The following is an 18,002-nucleotide window of genomic DNA, read 5'->3' as shown; positions in this document are numbered from 1 at the left end:
ACTAACTCGCCGCGCGCAGCAGCCGTTCGGCAGCTGCCCTCGCCTCCGCGGTGATCTCGGCGCCGGCCAGCATCCGCGCGATCTCCTCGCGGCGGTGGTCGGCGGCGAGGGCGTTGACGCGGGTGGCGACCCGCTTGCCCTTGTCGAGCGCGTCCTTGGAGATCAAGAGATGCTGGCTGGCGCGGGCGGCGACCTGCGGCGCGTGCGTCACCGCCATCACCTGCACCTTGCCGGCAAGGCGCGCCAACCGGGCACCGATCGCGTCGGCCACGGCACCACCGACGCCGGTGTCGATCTCGTCGAACACCAGGGTCGGCGCCGAACCGCGATCGGACAGCACCACTTTCAGCGCCAGCAGGAAGCGCGACAGCTCGCCGCCGGAAGCGACCTTCATCAGCGGCCCCGGCTTGGTGCCCGGATTGGTCTGCACCCAGAACTCGACACGGTCGATGCCCTGCGGGCCCGGAGACTTCGCGTCGGTCTCGACCTGGGTCATGAACTTGGCGCGTTCGAGTTTCAGCGGCGCCAGCTCGGCGTTAACGGCCTTGTTGAGCTTTTCGGCCGACTTCACGCGCGCCGCCGACAGTTTTGCGGCGGCGGCTCCGTAGCGCTGGTCGGCCTCGGCAGCAGCGGCCTCCAGCTTCTTCAACTGGTTGGCACCGGCATCGATCAGCGCCACATCGGCAGCGTATTTGGCGGCCAGCGCCGCCAGGCCATCGACTGGGGTCGAATATTTGCGCGAGGCGGCACGCAGCGCAAACAGCCGTTCTTCGATTCGCTCCAGCTCGGCCGGATCGAAATCGGCCGCGCGCAGCGCGGCGTTGAGGTGCTGGTCGGCTTCTTCGAGCGCATTGATGGCGACGTCGATCGCCCTCACTGCCGGCTCGACCAGCGCTGGCATATTTCCCGCACGGCGCTCCAGCCGGCGCACCGCCGCCGACAAGGCCGCGACCGGCGAATGATTGCCGCCGACCGCCTCCTGCGCCTCGCGCAGATCGCTGGCGATCTTCTCGCCCTGCATCATCGTGGTGCGGCGTTCGGCCAGCGCGGTCTCCTCGCCGTCCTTTGGCTTCAGCTTTTTCAGCTCATCGGATGAATGGCGCAGATAATCCGCCTCGCGTGCCGCCCGCTCCATGCCGGCGCGGTGCTCGTCGAGCCCGGCATAGGCTGTGCGCCGCGAGTCCCACAGCGCTTCCAGCGCCGAGACGTCCTTCTCGAGCCCGGCAAACGCATCAAGCAGCTGGCGATGGGTGGAGGCGTCGACCAGTGCGCGCTCGTCGTGCTGGCCGTGGATCTCGACCAGCGCGGCGCCGACCGCCTTCAGGGTCTGCACGCTGATCGCCTGGTCGTTGATGAAGGCGCGGGTGCGGCCATCGGCGAGTTGCACGCGGCGCAGGATCATCTCCCCGGTATCGTCCAGGCCATTTTCCGCGAGGATCCTTGTCGCGGGATGGCCCTTCGGCACATCGAACATGGCGGTGACCTGCCCCTGCTCCGCGCCGTGACGGACGAGGCCGGCATCGCCGCGGCCGCCAAGCGCCAGCGCAAAGGCATCGAGCAGGATGGATTTGCCCGCGCCGGTTTCGCCGGTCAGCACCGCAAGGCCACGGGAAAATTCGATATCGAGCCGTTCGATCAGGACGATGTCACGGATCGACAGACGCGCCAGCATGCGGGATCAGTTCCTAGCGAGACCCAGTTTCCTGAAGGCCTTGGAGATGTAAGAGCCGGTGTCTTCATTTGGCTCGAGCCCACCCGACTTTACTAGATTATAGGCGTCCTTGTACCAGCGGCTGTCAGGAAAATTGTGCCCGAGCACGGCGGCCGCGGTCTGCGCCTCGCCGACGATCCCGACCGCCATATAAGCCTCGGTGAGCCGGTAGAGCGCCTCTTCGACATGGCGCGTGGTCTGGTACTGCGTGACCACCGTCTTGAACCGGTTGATGGCGGCAGTGAAGTCGCGCTTTTCCATGTAATAGCGCCCGACCGCCATTTCCTTGCCGCCGAGCTGGTCGCGTGCGGCTTCGATCTTGGACTTGGCGGTGGTGGAATATTCCGACGTCGGATACTTGCGCACCACCTCTTCCAGCGCCGCGATCGCCTTTTCGGTGCGGCCCTGGTCGCGGGAGATGTCCGGGATCTGGTCGTAATGCGAGGCGGCGATCAGGTACTGGGCATAGGCCGCATCCGGACTGCCGGGATGCAGCGTGACGTAGCGGGTCGCCGAGCCAATGCAGCTGTCGTAATCGCCGGCCTGGTAATAGGAATAGGCCGACATCAACAGCGACTTGCGCGCCCACTCCGAATAGGGATGCTGGCGGTCCACTTCCTCGAACTTCTTCGAGGCGGCCTTCAGATCCTTCTTCTGGTTCATCATGTACAAGCCCTCATTGTAGAGCTTGTCCGCGGGCTCATCGACGAAGGTGTCGTCTTTGGCCATGAACTTGTCCCAGAGCGCGCCGGTACCGCAGCCGCTCAGCGGCAGTGCCAGCGCGATCAGGCCCGCCGCGAGACGTAGCGCGCGACCGGCCTGCTTCAGGCCGGAGACATCAGAAGAATTGCGTGGTTCGAGCGCCATCCGCTTTGCCGACATGAAATATAAAACCTGACGCCTTTGATGCGGTTAACGGCGAAGCCCCACTCCATCCATGAACCGCGATCATGGATACAATATTCCCCGTGCCATTGGCGCAGTGTCGTGCAACCTCAGGCCTGTTTAGCCGAAAAATGGTCCTCGACCAATCGAATACGTAGCCATTCCGCCCGGATTAAGGCGGTCGGACACACCTGCTAACGGCTGTGGTACCTACGAAATCCGGGGCGAACGAAGCTATCCAGAACGAATGACGCCGGCTGCGACGATCAGGACACGTCCGGACCATAGGCCGGGGCAATCATGCCGCCCACCGTGCCTGCGCCAGCTTCCACATGGCCGCGGGCGGGGCGCCGTGCGGTCTCTGCTTCGACCACCCGCCAGGCGCTCCGGTCGGCGAGCAGCGCCTTCAGCACCGCGTGGTTCAGCTTGTGGCCGCCGCGCGTCGAGCGGTAGCTGGCAAGCAGCGGCAGGCCGGCCAGTGCGAGATCGCCGATCACGTCCAGAACCTTGTGGCGGACGCATTCGTCGCCGTAGCGCAGCCCCTCGGGGTTCAGCAGGCGGGTTTCGTCGAACACCACCGTATTCTCGAACGAGGCGCCGAGCGCGAAGCCGGCGCTCCAGAGCCGCGCCGTGTCACCCACGCAGCCGAAGGTTCGGGCGCGCGCGATATCGCGGCGGAAACCTTCCGGCGACAGATTGAAGGAGAAGCTCTGACGGCCGATCACCGGGTTGGTGAAATCGATCTCGACCTCGGCGCGGAACCCGCCGGCGAACGGACGCAGCTCGCCGATGGAATTGCCGATCTTGACCTGCACCGGCTTCAACACCTGGATGAAGCGGCGGACGGCGGGCTGGGTAACGATGCCGGCCTGGTCGATCGCTGCGACGAAAGCTGCGGCGCTGCCATCCATGATCGGAACTTCGGGACCGTCGACCTCGATGGTGGCGTTGTCGACGCCCATGCCGCGCAGCGCGGCCAGCACATGCTCGGCGGTGGAAACCAGCGGCCCTTCGCGGTCACCCAACACGGTCGCAAAATCGGTTGCGATCACGGCATCGGCGACGGCTTGAATTTCACGGTCGGCACTGTCGAGACCGGTGCGGACAAAAATAAAACCTGCATCAACAGGCGCAGGTCCCAGGGTCAGATGAACAGGAAGACCAGAATGAACGCCGACGCCCGTCACGGTGGCTTGCGACCGAAGCGTTGTTTGGCGACTGAACTTCATGCGTTAATGCCCACTACCCGACTTCGCCCAAACAAGCGGCCAATTTCCCCAAGGCCGATTCGTCCGAGCTCCCCAAGTCCGGGCAGACCATAGTCATTGCCCTAAACCGCGCCAACTCACGCTTCTTTACCGATTGTTACCCCATCTCTGCCGCATTCACGCCCGAGGTTAACCAAATTGCGGCAGCGAAAAACGCCCTTTCGGGACCGGCATCTGACCACAAGAAGAATAATTAATCATTTAAAATCAGTTGCTTGCTCACCGGACTGTGACCGGCCATACGCCTAAAGACGAAGGCCCCGGCGGTTCTCGCCGGGGCCTTCTTTGGTCGCCAGATTTGTAACAAACTTCAGTTCGCCTGCCGGCGCAGGAAGGCCGGGATATCAAGATGGTCGTCGCCCTGTGGCGCGGGCGCAACAGGTGCAGGACGCCCATGAACGTCCAACCCCTGTGGGGCGGGGCGCTTCGCATACTCCGACACCGGCGATTCGTTCGACGCAATCTGCTGCGCGACGCTGCGGGCCGGCCGGCGGTCGGGCAACGGCGGCATCGAGGGTGTCGGGCCGGAGGCGCGCGCCGCGATCGGCGGCTCAGTCTCTTCGTCGCGGCGGCCGAGGCCGACATTGGCCAGGCGCTGCAACAGCGACAGCCGGGTCTTCTGCGGATGTTCCTCCTCGCCCTCGCCGCGCGCCTGGCGGATTTCGGCCTGCGCCGGCATCGGAAGGTCCTCGAACTTCGGCATCCGTGGGGCGCGGACCGGCGAACGTTCGGCCGCCTGCGGGATGAAGGTCTCGGGCGGCATCGGCTCGTGCTGCTCGGCACGGACCGCGTCGTGATCGGGGAACAGCGTCGGCTTCTGGGCGATCGGGCGCACGGTCACGTCACCGTAGGACCCCGGCTGCATCGGCGCCGAATTGTCCGGAGCAACCGCGGCGGCGATCGCGGCGAGCGCGGCGCGCTCGACGTTGTTCGCAGTGGGACGCAGCTGCGGCGCGGCGGCGGCAGGCGCGGCAATCGGAGCGACAGTCACGCCGGTCGGCGGTTCCATCTTCTGGGTGCGCTCGGCAAGACGCTGATTGTCGGCGCGCAAGCGCGCGGTCAGATCGGCCAGCCGGCTTTCCGGCGAGCCGGCGGCGGCGGGCGCAGCGGCAGGAGCGGCAGCCCGCGCGATCGCGGCCTGCTCGATGCCGGTCGCGACCACCGAAACGCGGATGACACCATCAAGCGATTCGTCGAAGGTCGCGCCGACAATGATGTTGGCATCGGCATCGACTTCTTCGCGGATGCGGGTCGCGGCTTCGTCGACCTCGAACAGCGTCAGGTCCTTGCCGCCGGTGATCGAGATCAGGAGGCCGCGGGCACCCTTCATCGATGAGTCGTCGATCAGCGGGTTGGCAATCGCGGCTTCGGCGGCGGTCAGCGCGCGCTTCTCGCCGGTGGCCTCGCCGGTGCCCATCATCGCCTTGCCCATCTCACGCATCACAGCGCGGACGTCGGCGAAGTCGAGGTTGATCAGGCCTTCCTTGACCATCAGGTCGGTGATGCAGGCGACGCCCGAATAGAGCACCTGGTCGGCCATCGCGAAGGCGTCGGCGAAGGTGGTCTTCTCGTTGGCGACCCGGAACAAGTTCTGGTTCGGGATGATCAGCAGCGTGTCGACCACCTTGTGCAGTTCGGCGATGCCGGACTCGGCGGTGCGCATGCGGCGCTGGCCCTCGAAGTGGAACGGCTTGGTCACCACGCCGACCGTGAGGATGCCCATCTCGCGCGCCGCCTTGGCGATCACGGGGGCAGCACCCGTGCCGGTGCCGCCGCCCATGCCCGCGGTGACGAACACCATGTTGGCGCCGGTGAGATGATCGCGGAGCTCGTCAATGACCTCCGTCGCGGCGGCTGCGCCGACGTCGGGCTGCGAACCGGCGCCGAGGCCCTGGGTCACCTGGGTGCCCATCTGGATGATCCGCTGCGCCTTCGACATGGTCAGCGCCTGGGCGTCGGTGTTGGCGACGACGAAGTCGACGCCCTGCAACCCGGCGGTGATCATGTTGTTGACGGCGTTACCGCCCGCGCCACCGACGCCGAAGACGGTAATCCGCGGTTTCAGCTCGCTGATGTCTGGGGGGGTCAGATTGAGTGCCATGGTTGCCTCTCTGGATTACGCGCGCGTTGGTTCGCCCCGGCCGGCGGCCGCGGGAGTTGGTGAAAATCGTGTGAGCCGGGATGCGGTCATCAGAAGCCCTCGCGAAGCCATCGTCCGACCTTTCCGAAGTAACCGTCAGTCCCTGTCCTGAGCTGCCGCGTACGCCGCGGTTCGACATGTTCAAGATGAGCGTATTGCGGATAGACCAGCAGGCCCGCGGGCACCGCGAACGAGGCGCCCTTCGCCTCGTTGGGGAGCCGGCCGAAGCCGAGCGGACGGCCGATGCGGACCGGGCGGTTCAGGATCCGGGTGGCGAGCTCGACGGTGCCGGCGAGCTGCGAGGCGCCGCCGCTCAACACCACTCGCGCCCTCGGCTCAGCCGCAAAGGGGGAATCCGCGAGCCGGTCCCGGACCATTTCAAAAATCTCCTCGGCGCGATGCCGGACGATATTCGCGATCGTGGCGCGGGACACGATCTGCGGAGTCTCCCGATCATCGCCTGCGGTCGGAACGGACATCAGCTCGCGTGAGTCCGAGCCGCCGGTCAGCACCGTGCCGTATAAAGTCTTGATTCGCTCGGCATCCGCAATGCACGCCCCGATGCCGCGTGCAAGATCCATCGTGATGTGTTGCCCGCCGAGCGCAAATCCGGATGCATGCACGAAGCGGCCGCCAGAATAGGTCGCGATCGTGGTCGTGCCTGCGCCCATCTCGACCACGGCGGCACCGAGGTCGGCCTCGTCATCGGTCAGGATCGACAGACCGGCGACGTAGGGGCCCGCCGCCATGGCTTCGACGTTGAGATGGCAGCGCTCGACCACCAGCATCAGGTTCTTGGCCACCGTCGCATCCGATGTGACCACGTTCATGTCGACGCCGAACTGCCGCGCCACCATGCCTCTGGGGTCGCGGATGCCCTTGACGCCGTCGAGCGCGTACCCGACCGGCAGCGCGTGCAGCACGGTGCGGCCCTCGCCAGTGGCATGGCGCATGCCGGCCGACGTGACGCGGCTGATATCATCCGAGGTCACCGAACCGCCGCGGATATCGGCAGCGGCTTCAACCAGTTGGCCGTGCAGCCGGCCGCCGGACACCGACAGCAGCACGGACTCGACGCGGACCTTGGCCATGCGCTCGGCCAGCGCCACGGCATGGCGCACCGCCTTTTCGCATTCGGCCAAATCGACGACGGCGCCGGCCTTGACGCCGCGCGACTGGATCTGGCTGTAGCCGATCAGCTCGACCGCATGGCTGCGGCCGCGCAGCGCCTCGTTCGGCGGCGAGGGCCTCAGCCGCGCGATCATGCAGGCGATCTTGCTGGAGCCGACGTCGAGCGAGGCCACCAGCGCGGTGCGCTTCTGCATCGGGCGCGTCTTCGGGGTCAGATTGCGGTCGAGGCCGGTCATGCGGAGTCACCCGGCTTCTTCTTGGGCTTCTTGTCCTTGAACAGCTCGTCGCGCGCCTTGCCGGCGTCCTCGGACAATTGCACGATCAGACGGTCGGGCAGGCGCATATCGACGGCGACGATGTCGCGCGAGAACAGCCTGTCGTCCTTGTCGAGCTTGGAGAGCGCGGCGAGTGCGTTGCCTACGTCGTTCTCCGGCAGGCGGATGTCGAGGCCGTCCTTCAGGCGCAGGTTCCAGCGCCGCTCGCCGACGAAGATCGCAACCTTGGTCACCGAGCGGACCTGCGGATAGCGGTCGAGCAGGGCCAGGAAATCCTTTGCCCGGCTGTCGGCGCCCTTGCCCACCACCAGCGGCAAATTGAGGAATCGTCGCGACACGTATGGCTCGAGCACGGCGCCGTCGGCGGCGATGACCGAGAGCCGGCCGTCCTGTTGCCACAAGGCGAACGCGGTGCGCTCGACGATGTCGATCTGCAGCCGGCCCGGATAGAGCTTCAGGATCGTCGCATCGGCGATCCAGGGATTGGCCTTCAGCCGGTCGCGCACGGTCTCGGCGTCGAGGAACAACAGCGAGGAGCGGCCGTTGACGCCGCCGATCGCGAGGACCTCGTCCTGGCTCAGCTGCTTGCGGCCGTTAATGCCGACGGTGGTGATACGGAAGCCGGCGGTGTTGGCCAGTGCATTGCGGGTATCGCTCAGTGTTGCGACGAACTCGTCGACATGGCCACCTTTGACGATACCGAAGCCTGCACTGCCGAACAGGATCGCAAGCGTCGCGGCGAGGCCGACGCGGCGCGGCAGATAGCGCTCGACCAGCTGGATGAAACGGTTGGGCGGCTCGCGATCGATGACGTTCTGCCAGGCAGGACGCCGACGGCGGGCGAGATGCACGCCGATATACTCGCGCAGCAGCACCGCCGCTCCAATAGCGGCTGCTTTCAGGTCAGCTTGAGGCCCCTGCGATCGCAGCGATCGAGTGAGGCGTCCTGCTCCATCCATTGCACGAGCTCGTCATACGTTGTGCCCGCAGCACATCGCGGGTCCCGGCGCAGGTGACGTCTCGACGATACCGGTGGGATAGAGTGACCCCCTGTTCCCTGGTTGCGTTCCTCGAAGCGGTATTCCGCAACGCTCACGCCCCGGCAGCCAAGCGCTACATGCGCCGCCAGCGTTAACCTTCGGGCCTGCTGGTAAACAAACGGTAAACGGGGCCCGCCCATGGCGTGTTTTGATCAACGTTGAGAGTACTTTGCCGCGAACTCGTTTGCATTTTAGCAACAGTGCGGGTTCCCTCAGGGCACCGCGGCTCCCGGGCTCCCTCCCCAGCCCTGCGTGCGGCGCCGGGCGAATTCGATCTGGTCGTGCAGGAAATCGGCAAACGCGATGCCCTGCGCCTTCAGCGCCTTCGGATAAAGCGACGCCGCGGTGAGCCCGGGCAGCGTGTTGGTCTCGAGATAGACCGGCCCTGTCGGCGACACGATGAAGTCGCTGCGCGAGTAGCCGGAGCAGGACAGCGCACGATGCGCCCGCAATGCGTGGTCCATGATCGCGGCGCTGACATCAGGCGCGAAGCGGCCCGGGCAGATCTCCTGCGTCGACTTCAGGAGATATTTGGCTGTGTAGTCGAAGGCTCCCTCGGCCGGCACGATCTCGATCGGCGGCAGCGCGAACATCGTGCCGTCAGACTGCTCAAGCACGCCACAAGTCGCTTCCACGCCCGATATAAACGGCTCGATCAGATACTCCTCGGCTTTCGCAGCATTGCGGACAGCGACAAGGTCCTGCTTCGCGTTGACGAAGATCAGCCCGTAGCTCGATCCATCCTTCGCCGGTTTCGCAATCAGCCTGCCGTGCGCCGCGAAGGCCTGATCGATCTGTTCGAGCGCCACGCCCTGCGGCGCATTCAGCCCTGCGATCGCAGCAAACCGCTTGGCCGCGACCTTATCGAACGCAAGATTCGACGAGGCCGAACCGGAGCCGGTAAAGGCGATGCCGCGCATCTCGCACATCGCCTGCAACTCGCCATTCTCGGCGCGGCCGCCATGCAGGCCGAGCACCAGCTCGCGCTCCTCGATCTTCGCGTCGTCAAGCGCCGCCGCGAGACCGATGCCGCGATCGTCGGGCTTGAAGTCGACCTCGAACGGACGCGCGTGATTGAGCAACTTTTCCGACGTCACCGCATGCACGGTGTCGTCGACGTCCCAGAACCACAAATCCGCATCCGGCAGCGCGCGGTGCAGCGCCTGCGCACTCGCCACCGAGACCAGCCGCTCCTTGTTGGTACCGCCGAAGAGAATGGTCACCCGCATCAGGTCTGCTCCATTCCGATCCGCTTGATTTCCCAGTGTAGCTCAACCCCGGAATTTTGCTTCACCCGTTCACGCACCGTCTCGCCCAGGGTTTCGATGTCGTGCCCGGTGGCGTTGCCGGTGTTGATCAGGAAGTTGCAGTGCATCTCCGAGACCTGCGCGCCGCCGATCTTGAGGCCGCGGCAGCCGGCGGCATCGATCAGCTTCCAGGCGCTGTTATCAGGCGGATTCTTGAAGGTCGAGCCGCCGGTCTTTTCGCGGATCGGCTGCGCGGTCTCGCGATGGGTCTGTACCTCGGTCATGCGGGCGCGGATCGCATAGGCATCCGTGATCGTCCCGCGAAAGCGCGCTGAGGTGAAGATCACCGACGGATCGACGCCGCTGTTGCGATAGACGAACTTCATGTCGGCATTGCCAAACGTATGCTTGGCACCGTCGCGGCCGATGCCGGTGGCCTCCACAAGCACATCCTTGGTCTCGCCGCCATTGGCGCCGGCGTTCATGCGCAGCGCACCGCCGACGGTGCCGGGAATGCCGAAGAAGAATTCCATGCCGCCGATATTGGCGTTCGCCGCGGTCTCCGCCACCCGCTTGTCGAGCGCAGCGGCCCCTGCGGTGACGATATCGCCGGCCGCACTCGTCTCACCGAAGGCGCGCGGCGCGAGACGGATCACGACGCCCGACATGCCGCCGTCGCGGACGATCAAATTGGAGCCGACGCCGACGACATAGACCGGCAGCTCGCTCGGAAGGTTTGTCAGGAAGTAGGCGAGATCATTCTCATCCGCCGGCGTGAATAGCACCTGCGCTGGACCGCCGACACGAAACCAGGTCAGCTCAGCCAGCGACTGATTGGCAAGCAACCGCCCACGCAACTCCGGCATCGCGGCTTTCAGATCGGGCGTGATATCGGGAAACGTCACGGTCACCCCAGCGCCTTCAATTCGTCGGGCAGTGCGTAGGCCCATTGCGTGATGTTGCCGGCGCCGAGGCAGACGACGAGGTCGCCGGACTTTGCAAGACCGTGAACAATCTTCGCGAGCTCGCCGGCGTTCGGCAGCGGGATCGCGTTGCGATGGCCATGGGCGCGCAAGCCGATGACGAAATGATCGCGGTCGATGCCCGGGATCGGCGCCTCGCCGGCGGCATAGACCTCCGCGACCACAACCGCATCGGCGTCGCTGAAGCAGGTGCAGAACTCCTCGAACAGCGATTGCAGGCGGGTGAAGCGATGCGGCTGCACCACCGCGATGATCTTGCCGTTGGTGGATTCCCGCGCCGCCTTCAGCACCGCCGCGATCTCGACCGGGTGATGGCCGTAATCGTCAATCACGGCGACGCCGTTCCACTCGCCGGTCTTGGTGAAGCGCCGCTTGACGCCGCCGAAGCTGGCCATCGCGTTGCGGATGACGTCATCGGAAACGCCGAGTTCATGCGCGACCACGATCGCCGCCGTCGCGTTCGATGCGTTATGGCGGCCCGGCATCGGCAGCGTGATATCAGCAATCTCGTGGATGGCGCCGGTCGCGCGGTTGCGGATCGCGACCTTGAATTTCGAGCCGCCGCCCATTGGCGTCAGATCCATCAGCCGCGCATCGGCCTCTGGGTTCTGGCCATAGGTGATGATGCGGCGATCCTCGATCTTGCCGACGAGGGTTTCCACCACGGGGTGATCGGTGCACATCACGGCAAAGCCGTAGAACGGCACGTTCTCGACGAAATCGCGGAACGCGTCCTGGATCGCCTCGAAGGTCTTGAAGTGATCGAGATGCTCGGGATCGACATTGGTGACGATGACGACGTCGGAGGGCAGCTTCAGGAAGGTGCCGTCGCTCTCGTCAGCCTCGACCACCATCCAGTCGCCGCCACCGAGACGCGCATTGGAGCCATAGGCATTGATGATGCCGCCATTGATCACGGTCGGATCGAGCCCGCCGCCATCGAGCAGTGTCGCCACCATCGTGGTCGTCGTGGTCTTGCCATGGGTGCCGGCGATCGCGACGCAGCTCTTCAGCCGCATCAATTCCGCCAGCATCTCGGCGCGCCGCACCACCGGAATGCGCTGCGCGCGTGCCGCCATCAGCTCCGGATTGTCGCGCTTGATCGCGGTCGAGACGACGACGACGTCGGCGCCGTCGACATTCTCGGCCTTGTGGCCGACCGACACCTTCGCGCCCTTCTGGCGCAGCCGTTCGACGTTATAATTGTCAGAAGCGTCCGAGCCCTGCACGGTATAGCCGAGATTGACCAGCACCTCGGCGATGCCGCTCATGCCGATGCCGCCGATCCCGACGAAATGAATGGGTCCGATCTCGCGCGGCAGTCTCATGGTCCGGTTCCTGACGTCATCGTCCGCCTCGCTCGCTGGGGCGGATGATCCAGTTTGTGCGACGCTCGACATTCAAATCAGCGGCACGGGATACTGGATGCCCCGCTTTTGCGGGACATGACAAGGGCTTTTTCGATGCCTTTGGTCGCGGAAATGTCCGTATCATCGGCCTATCCGTGGTCGTCACGTCCCGCAGCTTCATCCTGAATCTCGATGACGCGAAGGTAGTTGCGCAGTCGGTTGGTTTCCAGCGCACGCAGCAGCTTGTTCTGGTGATACGGCACCAGGAGCTCGGCGAGCGATTGGCTCCAGGCAGCGTCCATATCGAACAGCACGCCGAGGCCAAAGACCGCTGGGATCTCGGCGAAGCCATATTCCCTGCCCTCCCGGAGCGACCCCGCCAGGAAATCATCGATCGCAGTCATCACGCCGTTGCGCGCGCCCCCGGCGACGGCTGCAAATGCGAATTGGCCCATGCCGCGAAATCCACGGCCTTCGACCAGGCTCGAATGATCCAGAGTGGCTCCAGCGTCATAGCGATGCGGATGCCGGTGCTCTGCGGGGATCTGTTCGGGGGCGTAGTACATGTCACGTCGCCCGCACGGCCAGCCGACATCGTGAAGGAAGACCAGGACTGGTTTTGCGGCGCGACGGTTGATTGCCTCGATCTGCCGGAGCTCATGATAGACGGTGTACCAATTATGGTCGCCGTCGACGACCCAGGCATCGGCCGCATCGAGTTCGCCGAACGCGTCGAGACTGGTCTTGGCCAGATGCCGGATGTCCGGATTGGTTGCCAGCCAATCCTGGAATTCGCGTTTCGGTGCGGGATCGATGGTGGTGAACTGCCCATCGCGGGCCCGGCAGTGCTCGACAAGCAGCGTCGACATGCCGCCATATTCCGCACCGATTTCGACGATGCTTCGCGCATCCGCCAGGCGAAGTGCCTCAAGGATCAGATCCGAAAATTCCGAGACGGAGTGAATCAGCAGGCCCGTCATCGTCAAACCTCCTCCGGCGTTCGACCTGCCTTGCGCATTAAATCCCCGCCACCTTCGCCACCAGATCGGCGAGCCGCTCGGCGGCATTGAGCCGGCCGACGCCGCGCGCGGCTTGCGCCATCGCGGTCAGCTTCGCAGGCTCCGCGGCGAATCCGGCAGCGCTGGTAGCGAGGATCCGCATGCCGGGCAAAACCGGTCGCTCCAGCCGACATTGTGGCCGAACGGACAGCGGCGCTGCAGATTCGAAAGCCCACGTCGATAGGCCGTCACCAGGATCGCGAGCCCCGCTGAATAGAACGCCATCCAATGACCGGAGAAGCCGTGCAGTACGACCGACGGAGGCGCTCCGCCGACCTGCTTGGGCGGCGGATGCAGCGACACGAGAACAAAGAAGATCGCGAAATTCACGGCGGCGTAGATGAAGAATCCGTAGGTCATATACTTCATCCACGCAGGACAACCGGAAAGCGCCACCTTCCAGAAATCTTTGCGGTTCGTGCCGCCTCCCGTCATTCTCATCGACAGGAGCACGACCGGAATCCAAAGCGGAAAAATGCCGACATGCAGTGCGACAAACACCGGCATGCCCAACTCGACTCCGAACATCGACAGAATATGCGCCACGAGGCTGAGCGCGAGGCCGCAGGTGGCGTAAACGATCAATGGGAAGAGCAATAATTGCGTCATGAACCGGGGACGGTGAAGCGAACCGACGACACGAATGTCCGTTTCTTCTAGCACGCCGCGAGATCGGATCGCTACTGGCGGTTGCGCGGAAGCTGACCATCAGATTTCCGCCACCTGCATCACCAAATCCGCCAGCCGCTCGGCGGCATCGAGCCGGCCGACGCCGCGCGCGGCTTGCGCCATCGCGATCAGCTTCGCAGGGTCGGCGGCGAAGCCCGAGATCTCGGCCGCCAGCCGATCAGGCGTGAAGTCGCCCTGCGCGATCCGGATTGCGCCGCCGGCCTGCGACAGCACGCCGGCATTGGCGAACTGGTCCTGGTCGATCGCCCCTGGCAGCGGCACCAGGATCGAGGGCCGGCCGATCGCGCCGAGCTCGGCGACGGTGCCGGCGCCGGCGCGCGAGATCACCAATTGGCTCGAGGCCAGTCGTGCCGGCAAGTCAGGGAAGAAGGGTGCCAGCTCGGCATTGATCTTGAGCCGGTCATAGACGGCGCGCACCCGCGCCATGTCCTCTTCGCGCACCTGCTGGGTGACGATCAGGCGGCCCCACAGCGCAGGATCAAGCTTCTCGATCGCGGGCGGCACGATGTCGCTCATCACCCGCGCACCCTGGCTGCCGCCGACCACGAGCAGGCGCAGCGAGCCGCCCATTTCGGGCGACCCATATTTCACCGCCGCGGCGGCCAGGATCGCCGGGCGCATCGGCGTGCCGACGGTGGTCGCCTTGCTCGCGAGCGCGGGATCGCGATCGAGCACGCCGGGCAACGACGTCGCGATCGCGTCGACACGGCTGGAGAGGAAGCGGTTGGCGCGCCCGAGCACCGCATTGGCGTCGTGGATGATACCGGGGACGCCAAGCAGGCGTGCCGCGATCAGCGGCGGCAAGGTCGGGTAACCGCCGAAGCCGACGACGGCTGATGGCTTCAGCCGCCGCACCACATTGGCGGCAACCATGGTGCCGTAACCGAGCATCAGCACGGTGCGCGCCAGCGAGACCGGATTGCGGCCGCGCACCGTTGCGCTCGGTACCACGTCGATACTGTCCTTGAGGAACAGCCCGCTGTAGCGCAGCGCGCGGCCGTCGGTCGCAAGTCGCACGCGCAAGCCGCGCCGGATCAATTCCACGCCGAGCGCTTCGGCCGGGAACAGATGGCCACCGGTGCCGCCGGCCGCCAGCAGAATCAGGGGCGCGTTGTCCATGACCGTCTTCTTACATCGTCATTGCGAGCGTAGCGAAGCAATCCATAGCGCCGCACAACGGATAGATGGATTGCTTCGTCGCGGAGCCTGTCATCGGGCGCGCATTTCGCGCGACCCGTTGGCTCCTCGCAATGACGACGAGAACCATTACGCGTAGGCGCGCAAGGCGCTGCTGGCGCCTTCCGCCGATTCGATTTCGGTACGCGGACGCTGCCGCGTCAGCGCCAGCATCATGCCGACGCCATAGGCCAGCGACACGAACGAGGAGCCGCCATAGGAGATGAATGGCAGCGTCATGCCCTTGGCCGGGATCAGCTGCAGATTGACCGCCATGTTGATGCCGGCCTGCACGCCAAACAGGATCGCCAGGCCCGACGCGGCAAAGCGCGCGAACATATCGTCGGTGGAATAGGCCCGCGTCAGCGTGCGGATCACGACGAAGGCGAACAGCGCCACCAGCATCAGGCAGAGGATGATGCCGAATTCCTCCGCGGCGACCGCGAACACGAAGTCGGTGTGGCTGTCCGGCAGGCTGCGTTTGGCAATGCCCTCGCCCGGCCCGAGACCGAACCAGCCGCCGTTCCAGAACGCCTCCATCGCGGTGTCGACCTGGAAGGTGTCGCCGGAGGCCGGGTTCATGAAGCGTTTGATGCGGCCTGCGACATGCGGCACCAGCAGATAGGCGGTGAACAGCCCCGCGCTGGCCGCACCGGCAAGCCCAAGCACCCAGATCATGCGCATGCCCGCGATGAAGAACAGCGTGCCCCACACCATCGAGATCAGCATGGTCTGGCCGAAGTCAGGCTCCATCACCAAGAGCGAGACCAGCGTCATCAGCAGCACCAGCGCCATCGAGGTCGCCGGCATCTCCGGCCGCTTCGTCGATTCCGCAAACAGCCACGCCGCGAGGATCACGAAGGCCGGCTTGGCGGATTCGGAAGCCTGGATGTTGACCCCGATCAGCGTGATCCAGCGCCGCGAGCCCTTGACCTCGGGCCCGATCAGCAGCGTCGCCACGATCAGTGCGATCGAGACCGCGAATACGATCACCGCGGTGCGCCGGATCTGCCGCGGCGTCATGAACGACACCCCGATCAGCACGATCAGCGACGGCACCAGGAACATGACGTGCCGGTTGAAGAAATGGAAGGGATCGAGCCCGATGCGGGTTGCGACCGGCGGGCTAGCCGCCAGCGACAGGATCACCCCGGCCAGCATCAACGCGGCGATCGCCGCAAGCAACAGCTTGTCGACGGTCCACCACCAGTCCGAGAACGGGGTGCGTTGGTCACGGGCGAGCATGGGCGTCCCCAGATGGCAGAGGTGGGGTCCATTCGTGGCGCAGGTTGGTTTCCAAGGAGTTAACGGGATGGATAACTTTTGAGGGAGGTGGTTTACGAGAACGGATGGCGCCCCACGCACAACTGTCGTCCCGGCGAAGGCCGGTGACCCATAACCACCGAATCGAGTTGTAAGAGAAACCGACTGCTTGTGCCCTTTCCACTGGCCGCGGCGTATGGGTCCCGGCCTTCGCTGGGACGACGCCGAATATGCTGCACGGCCAGTCATACAGCCGCGTTCTCGCGGCGAAGGCGTCATCCGCCGACAGTTGCACCAACGCGAGCCCGGCGGCGGATTACGCTAATGCTGATCCGCCCTACGTTGCGTCACACCACCGGCTTGACGCCCGGCAGCGCGCTGACGAGATCGCGAAACGCGGCGCCGCGGATTTCGAAATTGCGGTACTGGTCGAACGAGGCGCAGGCCGGTGACAGCAGCACGACGGCCTCACGGAGCCCCGAGGCTTCGGCGTCGCGCGCGGCGCTGGCGATTGCGACGTCGAGCGTAACTGACATCTCGTGCGGCACGCGGTCACCGAGCGTGCCGGCGAATTCCGGCGCGGCCTCGCCAATCAGATATGCCTTGCGGATGCGCGGGAAGTAGCCTGACAGGCCCGTGATGCCCCCAGCCTTCGGCTTGCCGCCGGCGATCCAGAAGATGTCGTTGAACGACGACAGCGCATGCGCGGTCGCATCGGCATTGGTGCCTTTGGAGTCGTTGACGAACAGCACATTGCCGCGGCGGCCGACCTGCTCCATGCGATGGGCGAGGCCGGGAAAGCTGCGCAAGCCCTTCTGCAGCACCTCGGTGGAGATTCCCATCGCGAGCGCGCAGGCCGACGCACACGCCGCGTTCTGCGCGTTGTGCAGGCCACGCAGCGAACCGATGCCGCCGAGCCGCGCCACCTCGCTGCGCGCCGCGCCCGATGCGCGCACGATGGTCTCGTGCTCGACATAGAGGCCGTCGGGCAGCGGGTTCTTCACGGAAATGCGGACCACGCGCTTGCCATTGCGATCGAGCCGGTCGGCGATGTCGCGGCACCAGCCGTCGTCGACGCCGACAATGGACGTGCCATCCGCCTGCACGCCGCCGACCAGCCGCTCCTTCACTGCGGCGTAATGCTCCAGCGTGCCGTGGCGATCGATATGGTCTTCGCTGACATTGAGCAGGATGCCGACCGACGGATCGAGCGAGGGCGCGAGATCGATCTGGTAGGACGACATCTCGACCACATGCACCCGTCCTATCCGTGGCGGCTCCAGCGACAGGATCGCGGTGCCGATATTGCCGCCCATCTGGGTGTCGTAGCCGGCGACCTTCATCAAATGCGCGATCAGCGCCGTGGTGGTCGACTTGCCGTTGGTGCCGGTGATGGCGACAAACGGCGCATTCGGCGCGTGACGCCGCCGCTCACGACAAAACAATTCGATGTCGCCGATCACCTCGACGCCGGCCTGGCGCGCCAGCAGCACACTCCAGTGCGGCGCCGGATGGGTCAGCGGCGCGCCGGGAGTCAGGATCAGCGCGGCGAAATCCGTCCACGACACCGTGCGCAGGTCGGCGATGATGAAGCCGGCCTCGGCTGCCTTGGCGACATTGTCGGCATTGTCGTCGGCAGCGATCAGTTCGGCACCGCCGGCCTTCAGCGCATGGCAGCTCGCAAGGCCGGAGCCGCCGAGGCCGAACACTGCGACCGTCTTGCCCGCGAAGGAGGTGACGGGGATCATGGTTTACCTCGTCATTCCGGGGCTCGCGCAGCGAGAAC

14 protein-coding genes are annotated in these 18,002 nt (G+C 65.3%); all 14 read right to left on the bottom strand.

The features are described from left to right. Position 1 precedes the first annotated feature (1 nt). Positions 2 to 1,672: a DNA repair protein RecN gene (gene recN, locus UP10_RS09690; protein WP_044587086.1), complete on the bottom strand. Its 1,671-nt coding sequence runs from the start codon at positions 1,670 to 1,672 to the stop codon at positions 2 to 4. Between the two features lie 6 nt (positions 1,673 to 1,678). Then, positions 1,679 to 2,593, bottom strand: a complete 915-nt coding sequence (locus UP10_RS09685; protein WP_044587085.1) for an outer membrane protein assembly factor BamD — start codon at positions 2,591 to 2,593, stop codon at positions 1,679 to 1,681. A 269-nt stretch (positions 2,594 to 2,862) separates the two neighbouring features. Continuing rightward, positions 2,863 to 3,825, bottom strand: a complete 963-nt coding sequence (gene lpxC / locus UP10_RS09680) for a UDP-3-O-acyl-N-acetylglucosamine deacetylase (RefSeq protein ID WP_044587084.1) — start codon at positions 3,823 to 3,825, stop codon at positions 2,863 to 2,865. A gap of 349 nt (positions 3,826 to 4,174) precedes the next feature. Continuing rightward, positions 4,175 to 5,965 (bottom strand): cell division protein FtsZ, encoded by a 1,791-nt coding sequence (ftsZ, locus tag UP10_RS09675; protein ID WP_044587083.1) that lies wholly within the window; start codon positions 5,963 to 5,965, stop codon positions 4,175 to 4,177. An 89-nt stretch (positions 5,966 to 6,054) separates the two neighbouring features. Then, positions 6,055 to 7,371: a cell division protein FtsA gene (gene ftsA, locus UP10_RS09670; protein WP_044587082.1), complete on the bottom strand. Its 1,317-nt coding sequence runs from the start codon at positions 7,369 to 7,371 to the stop codon at positions 6,055 to 6,057. Continuing rightward, positions 7,368 to 8,369 (bottom strand): cell division protein FtsQ/DivIB, encoded by a 1,002-nt coding sequence (locus UP10_RS09665; RefSeq protein ID WP_044587081.1) that lies wholly within the window; start codon positions 8,367 to 8,369, stop codon positions 7,368 to 7,370. Before UP10_RS09665 ends, ftsA begins: the two co-directional genes overlap by 4 nt. Before the next feature lie 293 nt (positions 8,370 to 8,662). Next, positions 8,663 to 9,679: a D-alanine--D-alanine ligase family protein gene (locus UP10_RS09660; RefSeq protein ID WP_044587080.1), complete on the bottom strand. Its 1,017-nt coding sequence runs from the start codon at positions 9,677 to 9,679 to the stop codon at positions 8,663 to 8,665. Beyond that, entirely contained in the window at positions 9,679 to 10,602 is a 924-nt protein-coding gene (gene murB, locus UP10_RS09655; protein WP_044587238.1) for a UDP-N-acetylmuramate dehydrogenase, read from the bottom strand. The genes UP10_RS09660 and murB overlap by 1 nt, the downstream gene beginning before the upstream one ends. A gap of 2 nt (positions 10,603 to 10,604) precedes the next feature. Beyond that, positions 10,605 to 12,008, bottom strand: a complete 1,404-nt coding sequence (murC, locus tag UP10_RS09650; RefSeq protein WP_044587079.1) for a UDP-N-acetylmuramate--L-alanine ligase — start codon at positions 12,006 to 12,008, stop codon at positions 10,605 to 10,607. Between the two features lie 170 nt (positions 12,009 to 12,178). Next, positions 12,179 to 13,009 carry a class I SAM-dependent methyltransferase gene (locus tag UP10_RS09645; protein ID WP_044587237.1) on the bottom strand — a complete coding sequence of 277 codons (831 nt, stop codon included), beginning with the start codon at positions 13,007 to 13,009 and terminating at the stop codon, positions 12,179 to 12,181. 126 nt (positions 13,010 to 13,135) lie between these two features. After that, on the bottom strand, positions 13,136 to 13,684 hold the full coding sequence (locus tag UP10_RS45165; protein WP_197086770.1) for a hypothetical protein: 549 nt from the start codon (positions 13,682 to 13,684) through the stop codon (positions 13,136 to 13,138). Between the two features lie 111 nt (positions 13,685 to 13,795). Then, positions 13,796 to 14,896: an undecaprenyldiphospho-muramoylpentapeptide beta-N-acetylglucosaminyltransferase gene (gene murG / locus UP10_RS09635; protein WP_044587077.1), complete on the bottom strand. Its 1,101-nt coding sequence runs from the start codon at positions 14,894 to 14,896 to the stop codon at positions 13,796 to 13,798. 147 nt (positions 14,897 to 15,043) lie between these two features. Further along, a complete protein-coding gene (gene ftsW, locus UP10_RS09630; protein WP_044536053.1) occupies positions 15,044 to 16,198 on the bottom strand; it encodes a putative lipid II flippase FtsW in 1,155 nt (384 codons plus the stop codon). Positions 16,199 to 16,563: 365 nt separating this feature from the next. Further along, entirely contained in the window at positions 16,564 to 17,964 is a 1,401-nt protein-coding gene (gene murD / locus UP10_RS09625; protein ID WP_044587076.1) for a UDP-N-acetylmuramoyl-L-alanine--D-glutamate ligase, read from the bottom strand. Positions 17,965 to 18,002: the final 38 nt, after the last annotated feature.

The sequence above is a fragment of the Bradyrhizobium sp. LTSPM299 genome (assembly GCF_000938235.1).
Taxonomy (GTDB): Bacteria; Pseudomonadota; Alphaproteobacteria; order Rhizobiales; family Xanthobacteraceae; genus Bradyrhizobium.
The sequence above is the reverse complement of the archived record's forward strand: the minus strand, read 5'-3'. Positions and strand labels throughout refer to the sequence as shown.

What these genes read in the sequence shown, in the direction of transcription:
- murG (WP_044587077.1), bottom strand. Translation starts at nt 14,896, where the DNA reads ATGGACAACGCGCCCCTGATTCTGCTGGCGGCCGGCGGCACCGGTGGC.
- UP10_RS09665 (WP_044587081.1), bottom strand. Translation starts at nt 8,369, where the DNA reads ATGGATGGAGCAGGACGCCTCACTCGATCGCTGCGATCGCAGGGGCCT.
- UP10_RS09685 (WP_044587085.1), bottom strand. Translation starts at nt 2,593, where the DNA reads ATGTCGGCAAAGCGGATGGCGCTCGAACCACGCAATTCTTCTGATGTC.
- ftsA (WP_044587082.1), bottom strand. Translation starts at nt 7,371, where the DNA reads ATGACCGGCCTCGACCGCAATCTGACCCCGAAGACGCGCCCGATGCAG.
- ftsZ (WP_044587083.1), bottom strand. Translation starts at nt 5,965, where the DNA reads ATGGCACTCAATCTGACCCCCCCAGACATCAGCGAGCTGAAACCGCGG.
- murC (WP_044587079.1), bottom strand. Translation starts at nt 12,008, where the DNA reads ATGAGACTGCCGCGCGAGATCGGACCCATTCATTTCGTCGGGATCGGC.
- recN (WP_044587086.1), bottom strand. Translation starts at nt 1,672, where the DNA reads ATGCTGGCGCGTCTGTCGATCCGTGACATCGTCCTGATCGAACGGCTC.
- ftsW (WP_044536053.1), bottom strand. Translation starts at nt 16,198, where the DNA reads ATGCTCGCCCGTGACCAACGCACCCCGTTCTCGGACTGGTGGTGGACC.
- UP10_RS09660 (WP_044587080.1), bottom strand. Translation starts at nt 9,679, where the DNA reads ATGCGGGTGACCATTCTCTTCGGCGGTACCAACAAGGAGCGGCTGGTC.
- murD (WP_044587076.1), bottom strand. Translation starts at nt 17,964, where the DNA reads ATGATCCCCGTCACCTCCTTCGCGGGCAAGACGGTCGCAGTGTTCGGC.
- lpxC (WP_044587084.1), bottom strand. Translation starts at nt 3,825, where the DNA reads ATGAAGTTCAGTCGCCAAACAACGCTTCGGTCGCAAGCCACCGTGACG.
- UP10_RS09645 (WP_044587237.1), bottom strand. Translation starts at nt 13,009, where the DNA reads ATGACGGGCCTGCTGATTCACTCCGTCTCGGAATTTTCGGATCTGATC.